This is a genomic window from Thalassospira profundimaris (assembly GCF_003326675.1).
Lineage (GTDB): Bacteria > Pseudomonadota > Alphaproteobacteria > Rhodospirillales > Thalassospiraceae > Thalassospira > Thalassospira aquimaris.
The window spans coordinates 496339-510457 of the sequence record NZ_JPWF01000002.1 but is presented as its reverse complement, the minus strand read 5'-3'; the positions used below and the strand labels follow the sequence as shown (position 1 = coordinate 510457).

The window sequence follows — 14119 nt, the reverse complement described above, 5'->3', positions numbered from 1 at the left end:
GAGCCCGGTATTTGGTTGCTATTGTGACTGGATGGGCCCGGGATGCCTCTGCGCTTCTATAAAATGTGAAATTGTTCACGGGCGCATCCCCCGGTCGGGGGAGGAACAAAACGTGCCAGAGTTGCCAGGTTTCAAATATTGCAAATTTTGCAGTCGTTTCGCTGCTTGCTACAGTCAGGAATTCCGACCATTCGCTTAGAGGAATTCTAAAAATTATCGTTGTAAACTGTGCATGAAGCGTATGAAAAATTTACATTTTTTCTTCGCTCTATTAAGGTTGCATGATACTTCAATAATTCAGCTCCCAAGCGACTTGCGCATTGGGATCAAAAAAAAGATTAAACGGGGTGTCAAGGTGAGTGATAAGCGTCCGGTGATCAAGCCATCCGGCAGGGAACGTCACTTCAAGCCACAAGAACTGATCGTTAGCAAAACTGACCTTAAGGGCCATATTACCTATGCTAACGAAGTGTTCTTGCGCTTGTCGGATTACACCGAGAATGAAGTTCTCGGTCAGCCGCATTCCATGATCCGTCATCCCGATATGCCAAGATGCATCTTCAAATTGCTGTGGGACCATATCAGTTCCGGCAAGGAGATCTTTGCCTATGTCCTGAATATGGGGAAACACGGCGACCATTATTGGGTTTATGCCCATGTGACACCGACATTTGATTCCGGTCACAAAGTGATCGGATATCACTCCAACCGTCGGGTTGCTGATCCCGCTATTTTGCGTAGCAAGATCATCCCGCTATATGCGGAGCTTTGCAAAGTCGAAGAAAGTACAAGCAATCGCAAGGACGGCATGAATGCAGCGTCTGAATTGCTTGCCAAGAAACTGTCAGATGCCGGTTTGGCATATGATCAATTTATCCAAAGTCTCTAGGTCCTGACCCTGGGCGTCTCTAAATCGAAGGTTCGAGGTTCGCAATGGCGATATTTGGTGGTTCGAAAGCAGGTATCAAAAAGGCGCTGGACGTTGTTCTGGCTGCTGCAGAAGGTGATTACGAGGCCCGTATCACCAATGTCGACAGTCATCCGGACATGCGCGAGCTGTTTGTTGCGATCAACCGCCTGATCGACCGGAATGACGCGTTCTTGCGCGAAAGTGCGGCGTCGATGGGCGCTGTTTCGGAAAACCGTTATTATCGGCGGATTGTCGAAACCGGCCTTGTCGGTGAATATCTGTCATCGGCCAAGCGTATCAATGCCGCGACCGCATCGATTGAACAGAAACTTTCAGGGTTTTCTGAAATCCTGAGTGACTTCAAAAGCGGATCGTTTGCAGCTGTTGACGATATTGCCAATGCCGCCTCGGCCCTGGCCGAGGCATCGGGCGAAGCCAACACCATTGCCCATGAAACCAGTTCACGTTCGACCAATGTTGCGGCCGCTGCGCGCCAGACCGCAAGCAACGTGACCGAGGTTTCATCAGCGTCCGAGGAACTGAACCAGTCGATCCGTGCTGTGTCCGAGCAGGCCCGTGAATCGGTTGATATCGCCAATCGTGCCAATGGTCTTGCCCAGGAAACTGATGGCCGGATTGGCGAACTTGAAGCTGCGGCTGGCGAGATTGTCGAAGTGGTCAGCTTTATCCGTGATATCGCAGCCCAGACCAACCTTCTGGCCCTGAACGCCACCATCGAAGCCGCGCGTGCAGGCGAAGCCGGAAAGGGCTTTGCCGTCGTTGCCAACGAGGTCAAAAGTCTTGCCAACCAGACCAGCAAGGCGACCGAAAGCATCGAGGAAAAAGTTCAGGACATCCAGAACGCGATTGAACAATCGGTCGGGGCGATCCGCGAAATTGCCAGTGTGATTGATGATCTTGCCGTTCGGTCCGATACGATTTCGGGTAATGTTGAAACCCAGGCCAGCCTGTCATCGAACATCACGCGCAATGTCGAACAGGCATCCAGTGGTGCGCAGGAAGTGACCGACAACATCACCGTGGTGTCCGACATGGCCGGGCGGACCGGTGTTGCCGCCGATACCACACGCGATATGGCCGGACGTCTGGCCGAACAGTCGGAAAATCTGCGCAAGCATCTTGGCGGGTTCCTCGATACCATCGAGAAGCTTCTTTTTACCGCCAAGAAATAGCCGCTTTCACAGCGCAACACATAAACAGGGTGCCAGATATGGCGCCCTGTCGTCATCTCGAAACAAGGAAACGGGGTTATGCGCGTCTTTTTCAATTCCCGTCATGATGCCCATGACGGTGCGGGCGAAATGCATCACGGGCGTATGGTGCCCTGTTTTGAAAATGCCCGGCGTATTCCGATCATTCGTGATGCGGTGGCCCATGCGGTCAAGGCGCAGCTTGTGGATCCCACCGATCATGGCATGAACCCGATCCGGGCCATTCATGATCCCGAATATCTTGATTTCATCGAAAATGCCTGGGTTGAATGGACCAAAGCCGGCAAAAGCGGCGATGCCTTCCCCTATGTCTGGCCGACGGCCGGTTTTTCGGGTGGCCATCCCGAACATATCAGTGCGCGTCTTGGCCAGTTCGCGATTTCAAGCGATACACCGATTACCGCGGGTACTTGGAAGGCTGCTTATTGGGGGGCGCAGACGGTGACGTCGGCGGCCGATGCCACATGGAATGACGGCATTGCATCCTTTGCCTTGACCCGTCCGCCGGGACATCACGCCCATGCCAATCGTTATGGCGGATATTGCTTCCTCAATAACTCGGCGATTGCCGCCCAGCATATGATCACCAAGGGCGCGAAAAAGGTTGCGATCCTTGATATCGATTACCATCACGGGAATGGCACGCAGGATATTTTCTATGAACGTGGCGATGTTCTGACCATTTCGATCCATGCCGATCCAACCCATCAGTTCCCGTTCTTCATGGGCTATGCCAATGAAACTGGTCGTAATGACGGGGCTGGTGCAAACCTGAATATCCCGCTTGCCGGTGGCAGTGATTTCGGGGCGTGGGGACAGGCCTTTGCCAAGGCGATGCAAAAACTTGTCACCTGGCAGCCCGATGCACTTGTCATCGCGCTTGGCGTTGATGCGCATGAAGCCGAACCGATCTGTGACTTCAAATTGCAGACCGATGACTTTAACCGGATCGGTCAGATGATCGGGCGGTTGGGCCTTAAGACCGTGTTTGTCATGGAAGGCGGTTACGCCCATGACGTAATCGGACTTAATGTGGCAGCGGTTTTGAGTGGTTATCTGGATCAGGCGAAGCGCTGATCTTCGAGTAGCCGTTAAATACCAAAACGCCCCGTGCAGAGTGCCGGGGCGTTTTGCATTGTTGGTCTAGCGTTCCCAAGGCGGGGTGCCACCAAATTCGGATACCAGAAAATCGACAAAGGCGCGCACGCGGGTCGGTAGGTACCGGTTTTCCGGGTAAAGCGTATAGACCGCGTGTGACGGTGGTTGATAATCGGGCAGGACGACCCTGAGCTTGCCATCGCGGACCAGTTCGCCAACTTCCCAGTTTGATTTTAGCGAAATGCCGTGACCATCAAGGCACCAGCGGGTCAGAACTTCGCCATTATCGGAATCCATTGATCCGGAAACGGCAAGGGTGACGGGTGGTTCTTCGTTCGGGCCCGAAAGGGTCCATTGATACTGCCTTGAGCCGGGGAAGCGCAGAAGCAGGCAATTGTGGTTCATCAGATCGGCTGGGGTTTGCGGTGTGCCGTGCTTTGCCAGATAATCCGGGCTTGCCACCAGCATGCGTTTGTTGGCCGCAAGTTTGCGCACGATCAGGGAACTTTCCTTAAGCTCGGCGATACGGATGGCAAGATCGACCTTGTCCTGCAAAAGGTCCAAAAGCCGGTCGGACAGATGCAGGCGAATTTGCACGTCGGGGTTTTTTTCGACGAATTTCGGAATGATCGGCGCGACATATTTATTGCCAAATGCCACCGGGCAGGTCAGCGTTACCGGGCCGCGTGTGGTGTTTTTCTGGTTGGCTATGGCGTTTTCGGCTTCCTGCATTTCCGATAAAATGCGCAGGCAGTGCCGGTAATATACATCGCCTTCGGTGGTCAGGTTGACGCGCCGTGTGGTCCGGTTAAGCAGCCTTACGCCAAGGCGTTCTTCAAGGCGCGCAATCCGGTTCGACACCACGGCTGCTGAATGGCGCAACTCGCGACCGGCAGCAGAAAGGTTGCCAAGTTCGGCAACGCGGACAAAAATCTGGATGTCCTCAAAATCGGACATGGCGCGGGAAGCTCCTGAGGTGAATTCTGGCGTTTATTATCGTTCTATATTCTATTTATCGGCGCACACTGTGCCATTTTAAAGAATAGTTTGAAAGTCATTTCGATTATGCTCGGCCCCTTAATAATAGAGCCGATCAGGGGGCTGTGTTAGGAGAAGATAAGAGATTGATTTGAATGGTTCCGAACTGTGCGGGGATATGCAGGGCGGATCACAACCATCAGAGGGGCGGCCCGCAGGCAGAAATCCGTAACCTGCATCCGGGCGTGACGGAGGTTTCAAGCACCGTGGATATTCTGTTTCAGGACTGGATCAACCTGATCCTGCGCTGGGCGCATCTGATTACGGGCATCGCCTGGATCGGGTCTTCATTCTATTTTGTCTGGCTTGATCTGAGTTTGCGCAAGCGTCCGGGCATGGATGAGGGCGTTTATGGCGAAGCATGGATGGTCCATGGCGGCGGGTTCTATCACGTCAATAAATGGATGGTCGCGCCAAGCTCGATGCCGCCTGATCTGCACTGGTTCAAATACGAGGCCTATTTCACCTGGATGACCGGCTTCGCGCTTTTGGTCACCATGTATTACTGGAGTGCGGAAAGCTATCTGATCGATCCAAGCGTTCTGGCGCTGACCAAGATGGATGCGATCCTGATTGGTCTGGGCAGCCTGTTTGCCGGTTGGGTGATCTATGACATCATCTGCAAAAGCGCGATTGGCAAACGCACCGATACACTGGCGGTGGCGCTTTTTGTCCTGATCATGGTGGCGGCTTATCTGTTTACCCATGTGTTTAGCGGCCGCGGCGCATTCATTCATGTTGGTGCGATGATCGGGACGATCATGGCCGCCAACGTGTTTCGTATCATCATCCCGAACCAGAAAAAGGTCGTCGCCAGCCTGATGGCAGGCGAAAAGCCCGATCCGAAACTGGGTCTTCAGGCCAAGCAGCGTTCAACGCATAACAACTACCTGACCCTGCCGGTGTTGCTGATGATGATCAGCAACCATTATTCGATGCTGTTTTCCCATGACCAGTCATGGGTGATTGTCGGCCTGATCCTGATCATCGGTGGTCTGGTGCGTCACTTCTTTAACACGCGCAATGCCGGCGGGACGGGCAAGGCGATTGTCTGGCAGTTGCCGGCTGCGGGTGTTGGTATGGCGATCCTTGCGATGTTTGCATCCTATGATCCCAATGCGGTCAAGCTGGCGGACGAAGATGTGATCAGTGCGGATCACGCCCTTGCAATTGTGCAGACCCGTTGCACGCAATGTCATTCGGCCAATCCGCGGGATGAGGGCTTCGACGAAGCCCCGGCGGGTGTGATGTTTGATGATCTGGCCCAGGTTGAAGCCAATGCGCAGCGCATTCTGGCGCAAGCCGTAATTGGCCGGGCCATGCCGCTTGGCAATTTGACAGAGATGACCGACGAGGAGCGCGCCCAGATCGGGCAGTGGATCCGTGCGGGCATGCCGGAATAAGGGTTTTTCCATCCCGGTTTATCAGCAGAAAGGGCGGTCGCGTGATGCGGCCGCCCTTTTGCGTTAATGTGCCGGTTGGGGGATCGTGAAGTGTTTAGACGTCGGCGCGATAATTCATCGGCACCCAGTCATACATGGTCGTGTCTTCGCGGACGTGACCGATGCCCGGGAACGCAATATGGCATCCGGCAACCAGATATTTTTCCGAAACGGCCTCGGCAAAGGCGGCTTCGCGCGACTTGATGGCAAGATCGGGATCGCTGTCAAAGGCGATGGCAACGCCGGGTTCATCAAACTGAACAACGTCGCCATGGGTGATGTCGCCCCAATAGACAAACTTCTCGCCCTTGCTTTCGATCCAAAGCGCGCTGTGCCCCGGTGTGTGGCCCGGGCGGAAGGTCGTGTTGACCAGGCCGGGGATGGCCGGTGCATTCGGGGCAAAGGTCTGGAAGGTGTTGCTGTCGATATAGGGTTTAAGGGAGGCCGCCGCCTGATCAAAGAAGCCCTTGGCATCGTCGGGGGCCGCGGCCTTGCTTTCGGCACTCAGCCAGAAATCGGCATCGGGCTGCGGGGCATGGACCGTGGCATTGGCAAAGACCTTTTTGCCACCAAGGGTCAGGCCGCCGGTATGATCGGGATGGACGTGGGTGATGACAACATCATCAATCTGATCGGGGTGATAGCCCGATGCGATGATGTTGGCCGGAAGTTTACCCAGTGCCGGTCCCATCAGATCGCTGGTGCCGGCATCAAGCAATACCAGACGGTCACCGAAATTCAGCAAATATGTGTTGACCGAAAGATGAGTGGGCGTGCCCTGAAACGCATTGGCAAGGGCAAGGCGCGCCTGTTCGGGCGTGGTGTTAAGATAAAGGTCGGCAATCGGAAACAGACCAACGCCATCAGAAAGGGCGGTGACTTCGACGTCACCCACCATAACCCGGTAATAGCCCGGTGCCTGTGTGCCGACCAGCGGGGCCTTTGCCTTGGCGGTCAGCGGTACGAAGACCGTGCTGCCAATCGCGCCGACGGCACCGGCGGCAAGCGTGCCTTTAAGCAATTCGCGACGTGATAACATTTTCTTTTCCCTCAAATCGTGCCGGTGGGGAACCGGCGGGTTGTAAGCTTGTGGGGAAAAGCTATAGTGGGTTCAGTCAGTAATCAAATCGATGCCAGTCATGGATAATATTGATCATTTCAATTTACGGTCCTTTGATCTCAACCTCATGATTGCGTTTGACGCCATGATGCAAGAGATGAGTGTCACCAAGGCAGCGGAAAAGCTGCGTATTGGTCAGTCGGCGATGAGCCACAATTTATCGACCCTGCGCATGTTGCTGGCCGATGAATTGTTCGTGCGTGTGGGTCAAAAAATGCAACCGACCGCCAAGGCGCGCGCATTGGCAGGTCCGGTGCGAACCGCACTTTCACAGGCGCAAAATGCCCTTCAGGCGACCGATTGTTTTGATCCGGCCAAGGCGGAGCGCGTGTTTCGTCTGGGTGTGACCGGCGAAATGGAAATGATCCTGTTGCCGGAACTGGTGCGCCATCTTCAGCGCGAAGCACCGGGAACCAAGATTTTAAGTCGTTCGATTACGACCGATACCGTCGATACCATGATCAATAATGGCGAGATTGATCTGGCAATCGGGTGCAAGACCCAGCTGCAAACCGGCCATCACGGGGAATTGTTGTTCAATTCCGAAGTGGCATGCTGCTTTAACCCGGAACTGACCGGGCTGAGTGCGCCCATCACGCGTGCCCAATATCTGGCATCCCGTCATGCGGTACTGTCGCAAACCGAAAATGTCGCGGGATGCGTCGGCGCGGCGTTGCAAGGGTTGGGGATTGATCTGAATGTTGTGATGGCGGCACCCGATTTCATGCCGCTTTTGGCAGCAGCCCGCAACGCCCCGGTCGTGGCAACTGTGCCATGCCGGATTGCGATCCAGTATGCACCGCTATTCGGGCTTTCATTCTGTCCGATGCCGATTGATATCGGATTCCCGCCGGTGACGATGAACTGGGCGGTGTGGACGGACAAGGATGTCGGTCTGGTCTGGTTGCGTGATCAGATCCGTGGCGTGATTGACTCGATTGATCCGAACCGGATCGTTCTTGCCGCAGAGTAATCAGCCCTGAAAATTATGACGCCCCGCCGGTGAACCGGCGAGGCGAGAAGCAGCCCCCAGCAGGGTGAATTGTGGTGCAATAACCGCAGTGGAGACAAAACTTCTGCCCATCAAATAAGCGGTGAAGAATGTGGCGTCAATGTGATTAAAAAATGATCATTATTTAATCTATGATTGAAAATTGATCATGCAAAATGCAGCTTCCGCAAATATTCTCCTGAAATCGGCTGTAAAATAGTGGCATATTGCGTGGGAATCCCTCGATTCTTGATTTTATTCTATTTGAAAAAGAATCTGGCACGGTTTTAGCAAGCATCACTGCGGTGCAATAAACTCGCAGTGGAGGCTATAAATGAATAAGAAGCTTCAGGCGCTTGTCGGCGCTGGGGCCTTGGCATTGTCGACAATGGCAATGTCAGCCGCACAGGCAGCAGATACCATCAAGGTCGGTGTTCTGCACTCTCTTTCGGGTACGATGGCGATTTCTGAAACCACGCTGAAGGACACTGTCCTGATGCTGGTCGATGATCTGAACAAGAATGGTGGTTTGCTTGGCAAACAGGTCGAAGCTGTGGTCGTTGACCCGGCATCCGACTGGCCGCTTTTCGCCGAGAAAGCACGTGAACTGATCGAAAAAGATCAGGTTTCTGTTGTCTTTGGTTGCTGGACCTCTGTTTCGCGCAAATCGGTTCTGCCGGTGTTCGAGGAACTGAACAGCATGCTGTTCTATCCGGTTCAGTATGAAGGCGAAGAAAGCTCGCGCAACGTGTTCTATACCGGTGCAGCGCCGAACCAGCAGGCCATTCCGGCTGTTGATTACCTGATGAGCGAAGATGGTGGCGGGGCAGAACGTATCGTTCTTCTTGGTACCGACTATGTTTATCCGCGTACCACCAACAAAATCCTGCGTTCCTACCTGAACGGCAAAGGCATTGCCGATGCCGACATCATGGAAAACTACACCCCGTTCGGTCATTCCGACTGGCAGTCGATTGTTGCTGACGTGAAAGCATTTGCTTCTGCTGGCAAGAAAACCGCCGTTGTTTCGACCATTAACGGTGACGCGAACGTTCCGTTCTACAAAGAACTCGCAAACCAGGGCATCAAAGCCGAAGACATTCCGGTTGTTGCATTCTCGGTTGGTGAAGAAGAACTGGCCGGTATCGATACCGCGCCGCTGGTTGGTCATCTTGCTGCCTGGAACTATTTCCAGTCGGTTGAATCCGATGCCAACTCTGCCTTCATCAAAAAATGGCACGCCTTCATCGGTGATGAAAAGCGCGTAACCAACGACCCGATGGAAGCAACCTATATCGGCTTTAACATGTGGAAACAGGCTGTTGAACAGGCTGGCACCACCGATGTTGATGCGGTTCGCCAGGCCATGTATGGCCAGGAAGTTGCCAACCTGACCGGTGGCACCGCTGTCATGAACACCAACCACCACCTGTCCAAGCCGGTTCTGATCGGCGAGGTTCAGGATGATGGCCAGTTCGACATCGTTTGGGAAACCGAAGGCACCGTCGTTGGCGATGCCTGGTCGGACTTCCTGCCGGAAAGCGCAAAGCTGACCGCCGACTGGACCTATCCGTGGGTCTGCGGCAACTGTGAAAAACCGATGTACTAATTGGTTTTGGGATGGGCCGGTCGTGTTTGCGCGACCGGCCCGTTCTGTATCAGGCCGATGGCATTGCCAAAGTTTCCTGATGATTTCTTTTCTTGATTTTCCAATTTGAATTCAAAGGTTTGGTGATCATGCGCAAGGGCATTTTTTCAGTACTGCGCCGTTCTCCGTTTGCAGTTTGCACAGCGCGCAACATGGCAGCCCGAATGATGGGTGTGGTTGCCTGTGTCGTGATGCTTGCAACCGTCGCGCCCGATATGGCGCAGGCGTTTAGCGACGAAGAACTTCGAAATATTGCCGAACAGCTTGATGATAACAGTGCGACCAAAAAGGTTGCGGTGATCGAAAAAATGGCCGCCGATGGCGATCCGCGCGTGGCCCCGATCCTTAAGGCCATGCTGGATGGCGATCTTTATGTGCGCGATAGCGACGAACATGTCGTGATCGCCACCAAAAAGGGCAAGGTTTTCACACATATCGATATCGTTAGCGGCGAAGTGGCCGGTGAAAGCAGTTCCAAGGAACTGAGCAAGATCAAGGTCAATAACCGTTTGCGCGGGGCGCTGCGTGATGCGTTGGCGACGTTGAACCTGTTCAGCCCGGACATCAATGTCCGTACCGCGGCGGTCGAACAGATCATGGATGCCCGTGATCCGGCGATGTTGCCGTTGCTTTTGCGCGCAATCGAGCGCGAAGAAGATGAAACCCTGCTGGCGCGCATGCAACTGGCCGAGGCGACCATGGCGCTGGCGGCTGGTGAAACCACCGATGAACGTTTGGCCGCGATTGCGGTTCTGGCCAGCGAAACCACACCGCAAATTCGCGCTGTCCTGTCACAGTTCGTTGCCAGTGCCGAGGCAGAAGGCTATCAGCCCGAAGTCGTCGAGGCGGCAAAGGACGCGCTTTCGTCGGTTGAGCGTCGCCTGTCCACCTGGCAGACGGTTGGCGATGTTTATCGCGGTATCAGTCTGGGCTCGGTCCTGTTGCTGGCGGCAGTTGGTCTTGCCATCACCTTTGGTGTGATGGGCGTGATCAATATGGCGCATGGCGAAATGATCATGATTGGTGCCTATACCACCTTTGTGGTGCAACAGGCGCTCGCGCCGTTTCTGCCATCGGGATCGGCATGGTCGCTGGCGATTTCTGTGCCGGCGGCATTCCTTGTTGCCGGGGCGGTTGGTGTTGTCATTGAACGGTGCGTGATCCGCTTCCTTTATGGTCGTCCGCTTGAAACCCTGCTTGCGACATGGGGGGTTAGTCTGGCGCTTCAGCAGGCCATTCGTTCGATCTTTGGCGCAACCAACCAGCAGGTTACCGCACCTGATTTCATGAGTGGCGCAATTGAATTTTCGACCGGACTTGTCCTGACCTATAACCGTCTCTGGATCATCCTGTTCAGTGTGATTGTGGTGGCCGGCATTGCCGGGGTTCTGCGTTACACGGCATTTGGTCTTCAGATGCGTGCCGTGACCCAGAACCGCCGCATGGCCGGATCGGTTGGCATTCGGACCGGCTACGTTGATGCGCTGACTTTTGGTCTGGGTTCGGGGATCGCCGGGATTGCCGGTGTGGCACTGAGCCAGATTTCAAATGTCAGCCCGAACCTTGGCCAGACCTATATCATCGACAGTTTCATGGTGGTGGTGTTTGGCGGGGTTGGCAATCTTTGGGGGACGGTTCTGGGCGCGTTCAGCCTTGGCATCGTCAACAAGTTCCTTGAGCCGGTGGCAGGTGCCGTTCTGGCCAAGATCTTTGTCCTGATTGCACTGATCCTGTTTATCCAGAAACGACCCAAGGGCCTGTTTGCCCTTAAAGGTCGCGCGGTGGAGGCCTGATCCATGACCGATTATCGTCAAAAATACAAAATGACGCCGGTTGTTGGCTGGCTCCTGCAGGACCGGGGCGGGATGATCCTGCTTTTGATCCTGATTGCGGCGGCCATCCTTGTTCCGGCGGGCAATCTTTTGGTGCCCGAAGGATCGGCGTTGCATGTGCCGACCTGGATGTTGAGCCTTTTGGGGAAGTATCTTTGCTATGCGCTTTTGGCGCTGAGTGTCGATCTGATCTGGGGGTTCTGTGGTATTTTGTCGCTGGGCCACGGCGCGTTCTTTGCGCTGGGCGGCTATTCGATGGGCATGTATCTGATGCGTCAGATCGGTGATCGCGGGGTTTATGGCGATCCGATCCTGCCGGATTTCATGGTGTTCCTGAACTGGAAGGAATTGCCCTGGTACTGGTACGGCTTTGACATGTTCTGGTTTGCCATTGTCATGGCGATGTTTGTGCCGGGGCTTTTGGCCTTTGTGTTCGGGTTCCTTGCCTTCCGCTCGCGCGTTACGGGTGTTTATCTTTCGATCATTACACAAGCCATGACCTATGCGCTGTTGCTAGCATTTTTCCGCAACGATATGGGCTTTGGCGGCAATAACGGTCTGACGGATTTCAAGGATTTGCTGGGCTTCTCGTTGCAGTCCGATGGCACGCGTGCCGGACTGTTTGTGGCGTCCTGCGTGTTCCTTGGTTTGTGCTATATCGTGGCGCGCGGTATTACCCAGTCGCGTCTGGGCAAGGTTCTGATTGCTATTCGCGATGCCGAAAGCCGTGTGCGTTTCACCGGCTACCGGGTGGAATATTACAAGCTGTTTGTCTTTACCGTCTCCGCTGTCATGGCGGGCATTGCCGGTGCGCTTTATGTACCGCAAGTCGGCATCATCAATCCGGGCGAATTTGCCCCGGCCCTGTCGATTGAAATCGTCATCTGGGTCGCGGTCGGCGGGCGCGGGACGCTTTATGGTGCCGTACTTGGCGCGTTTATCGTCAACTATGCCAAGACCTTCTTTACCGGGGTGATGCCGGATTTCTGGCTGTTCTTCCTGGGCGGGCTTTTCATTGCCGTGACGCTGTTCCTGCCAAAAGGCGTGATTGGCGCGATCCCGGCATTCGGGTCGGCAGATCGCCAATCATTATTGACGAGCTGGCGTAAACGCCGCGCAGATGAAGGAGGCAAGGCATGAGCGAAGCTGCTGTCATGGAAACACATGCCTCGGACGAGCCACAGGTCAAATCAGCACGGGCGGAAACCATTCTGTATGTCGACGGTGTTTCGGTCACCTTTGACGGGTTCCGGGCGCTTAACAGTCTGTCCTTTTATGTCGAGCCGGGCGAACTTCGTGCCATCATCGGCCCGAACGGGGCGGGCAAGACCACGATGATGGATATCATCACCGGCAAGACCCGGCCCGATACCGGCGACGTCTTGTTCAAAAGCGAGATCGACCTGACCAAAATGGACGAGGCCGAGATCGCCAATCTTGGCATCGGGCGTAAATTCCAGAAGCCGACGGTATTTGAAAGCCACACGGTTTTTGACAACCTTCTTCTGGCCTGTTCGGGCGGGCGCGGCGTGTTTCAGGCGCTGTTCCATCGGTTAAGCGATGCCGAGAAGATCAAGATCGAAAAGACTCTGGTCACCATCATGCTTGAAGACAAGCGTGATGAAACGGCTGCCAATCTTTCGCATGGTCAGAAACAGTGGCTCGAAATCGGGATGCTGTTGATGCAGGAACCCGAATTGCTTCTGGTCGATGAACCGGTGGCCGGGATGACCGATTCCGAGACCGAGGAAACCGCCAAGCTTTTGCGCTCGATCGCCAAGGACCGTTCGGTTGTGGTGGTCGAACATGACATGGAATTTGTTCGTGACCTTGATTGCAAGGTGACCGTTCTGCACGAAGGATCGGTTCTGGCCGAAGGCCGTCTTGATCACGTGCAAAAAGACCCGCGGGTCATTGAAGTTTATCTGGGCCGCTAGGGGGAATGTCATCATGCTGGATGTCAGCAATATCGATCTGTTTTATGGCGCGTCCCATGCCCTGCGCAAAGTGTCATTGAGGGCGGAAACAGGCAAGGTAACAGCGGTTCTGGGGCGTAACGGGGTTGGTAAAACATCGCTGATGCGCGCCGTTGTTGGTCAGCACCCGATTGCCGATGGCAATATCAAATGGGAAGGCAAGGATATCTCGCGCGATCCGTCCTGGCGGCGGTCGGCGAACGGGATCGCCATTGTCCCGCAGGGGCGCGAGATTTTTCCGCTTTTGACGGTGAAGGAAAATCTGGAAACCGGGTTTGCCGCCCTTCCACGCGCCATGCGCCATATCCCCGACGAGATTTTTGAACTGTTCCCGGTTCTGCGCGACATGCTGGGCCGTCGCGGCGGGGATCTTTCAGGTGGTCAGCAGCAACAACTTGCCATCGGGCGTGCGCTTGTGACTCGCCCAAGATTGCTTGTGCTAGATGAGCCGACCGAGGGTATTCAGCCGTCGATCATCAAGGATATTCAGCGCGTTATCAAACAGTTGGCCGATCGCGGCGATATGGCGATCTTGCTGGTCGAGCAATATTTCGAATTTGCCCATGAACTGGCCGACGAGATTGTCGTTCTTGAGCGTGGCGAGGTCGTTTTGTCCGGTGCCAAGGATACGCTCGACCGTGAAAAAGTCCGCGCCTATCTGACTGTTTGATCAGCATTTGCCAAAAAATTGCGCAACTTTCGCGTGATTGATCAGACCAATGAACCCCGAAATCCGTGTTTTGGCATGGTTTCGGGGATTGGCCCGCATCTTGCTGTTACGCCCCTTGGAATTACCGGCAAACGGTATCAGGTTCATTAAACGGGCCAAACA

Annotated in this window: 12 protein-coding genes; 10 read left to right on the top strand and 2 right to left on the bottom strand. The window is 54.6% G+C overall.

What is annotated here, in order from left to right:
- Nucleotides 1–355 precede the first annotated feature (355 nt).
- From TH19_RS04845 to TH19_RS04835, 3 genes are all read left to right on the top strand, one after another.
- A complete protein-coding gene (locus tag TH19_RS04845) occupies nt 356–889 on the top strand; it encodes a PAS domain-containing protein (protein WP_258547828.1) in 534 nt (177 codons plus the stop codon).
- A 44-nt stretch (nt 890–933) separates the two neighbouring features.
- The gene (locus tag TH19_RS04840; protein ID WP_114101188.1) at nt 934–2103 is read left to right on the top strand and encodes a methyl-accepting chemotaxis protein; all 1170 of its coding nucleotides are present in this window, start codon (nt 934–936) and stop codon (nt 2101–2103) included.
- A 78-nt stretch (nt 2104–2181) separates the two neighbouring features.
- A complete protein-coding gene (locus TH19_RS04835; RefSeq protein ID WP_114101187.1) occupies nt 2182–3219 on the top strand; it encodes a histone deacetylase family protein in 1038 nt (345 codons plus the stop codon).
- A 66-nt stretch (nt 3220–3285) separates the two neighbouring features.
- Here the strand turns inward: TH19_RS04835 and TH19_RS04830 are convergent, their stop codons facing one another.
- Entirely contained in the window at nt 3286–4197 is a 912-nt protein-coding gene (locus TH19_RS04830) for a LysR family transcriptional regulator (RefSeq protein WP_114101186.1), read from the bottom strand.
- Between the two features lie 287 nt (nt 4198–4484).
- Here TH19_RS04830 and TH19_RS04825 point away from each other — a divergent pair, with 287 nt between their 5' ends.
- Entirely contained in the window at nt 4485–5681 is a 1197-nt protein-coding gene (locus TH19_RS04825) for a urate hydroxylase PuuD (protein ID WP_114101239.1), read from the top strand.
- Between the two features lie 94 nt (nt 5682–5775).
- Here TH19_RS04825 and TH19_RS04820 read toward each other — a convergent pair whose 3' ends face one another.
- A complete protein-coding gene (locus TH19_RS04820; protein WP_114101185.1) occupies nt 5776–6759 on the bottom strand; it encodes an MBL fold metallo-hydrolase in 984 nt (327 codons plus the stop codon).
- A 100-nt stretch (nt 6760–6859) separates the two neighbouring features.
- Between TH19_RS04820 and TH19_RS04815 the strand changes: the two genes are divergently transcribed.
- The 6 genes from TH19_RS04815 (at nt 6860) to urtE (ending at nt 13957) form a co-directional block, all read left to right on the top strand.
- A complete protein-coding gene (locus tag TH19_RS04815; protein WP_181846313.1) occupies nt 6860–7813 on the top strand; it encodes a LysR family transcriptional regulator in 954 nt (317 codons plus the stop codon).
- A 352-nt stretch (nt 7814–8165) separates the two neighbouring features.
- Complete coding sequence (urtA, locus tag TH19_RS04810) at nt 8166–9440, top strand: urea ABC transporter substrate-binding protein (protein WP_114101183.1); 1275 nt, start codon at nt 8166–8168, stop codon at nt 9438–9440.
- A 128-nt stretch (nt 9441–9568) separates the two neighbouring features.
- Nucleotides 9569–11272 carry an urea ABC transporter permease subunit UrtB gene (urtB, locus tag TH19_RS04805; RefSeq protein ID WP_114101238.1) on the top strand — a complete coding sequence of 568 codons (1704 nt, stop codon included), beginning with the start codon at nt 9569–9571 and terminating at the stop codon, nt 11270–11272.
- A gap of 3 nt (nt 11273–11275) precedes the next feature.
- Entirely contained in the window at nt 11276–12451 is a 1176-nt protein-coding gene (gene urtC, locus TH19_RS04800; RefSeq protein ID WP_114101182.1) for an urea ABC transporter permease subunit UrtC, read from the top strand.
- 14 nt (nt 12452–12465) lie between these two features.
- The gene (gene urtD, locus TH19_RS04795) at nt 12466–13248 is read left to right on the top strand and encodes an urea ABC transporter ATP-binding protein UrtD (protein WP_114101237.1); all 783 of its coding nucleotides are present in this window, start codon (nt 12466–12468) and stop codon (nt 13246–13248) included.
- A gap of 13 nt (nt 13249–13261) precedes the next feature.
- The gene (urtE, locus tag TH19_RS04790) at nt 13262–13957 is read left to right on the top strand and encodes an urea ABC transporter ATP-binding subunit UrtE (protein WP_114101181.1); all 696 of its coding nucleotides are present in this window, start codon (nt 13262–13264) and stop codon (nt 13955–13957) included.
- The last annotated feature ends 162 nt before the right edge of the window (nt 13958–14119 follow it).

Bases quoted from the DNA above. Each gene is read 5' to 3' on its own strand.
- TH19_RS04815 (WP_181846313.1), top strand. From the start codon at position 6,860: ATGGATAATATTGATCATTTCAATTTACGGTCCTTTGATCTCAACCTC.
- urtD (WP_114101237.1), top strand. From the start codon at position 12,466: ATGGAAACACATGCCTCGGACGAGCCACAGGTCAAATCAGCACGGGCG.
- urtC (WP_114101182.1), top strand. From the start codon at position 11,276: ATGACCGATTATCGTCAAAAATACAAAATGACGCCGGTTGTTGGCTGG.
- urtE (WP_114101181.1), top strand. From the start codon at position 13,262: ATGCTGGATGTCAGCAATATCGATCTGTTTTATGGCGCGTCCCATGCC.
- urtA (WP_114101183.1), top strand. From the start codon at position 8,166: ATGAATAAGAAGCTTCAGGCGCTTGTCGGCGCTGGGGCCTTGGCATTG.
- TH19_RS04830 (WP_114101186.1), bottom strand. From the start codon at position 4,197: ATGTCCGATTTTGAGGACATCCAGATTTTTGTCCGCGTTGCCGAACTT.
- TH19_RS04840 (WP_114101188.1), top strand. From the start codon at position 934: ATGGCGATATTTGGTGGTTCGAAAGCAGGTATCAAAAAGGCGCTGGAC.
- urtB (WP_114101238.1), top strand. From the start codon at position 9,569: ATGCGCAAGGGCATTTTTTCAGTACTGCGCCGTTCTCCGTTTGCAGTT.
- TH19_RS04820 (WP_114101185.1), bottom strand. From the start codon at position 6,759: ATGTTATCACGTCGCGAATTGCTTAAAGGCACGCTTGCCGCCGGTGCC.
- TH19_RS04835 (WP_114101187.1), top strand. From the start codon at position 2,182: ATGCGCGTCTTTTTCAATTCCCGTCATGATGCCCATGACGGTGCGGGC.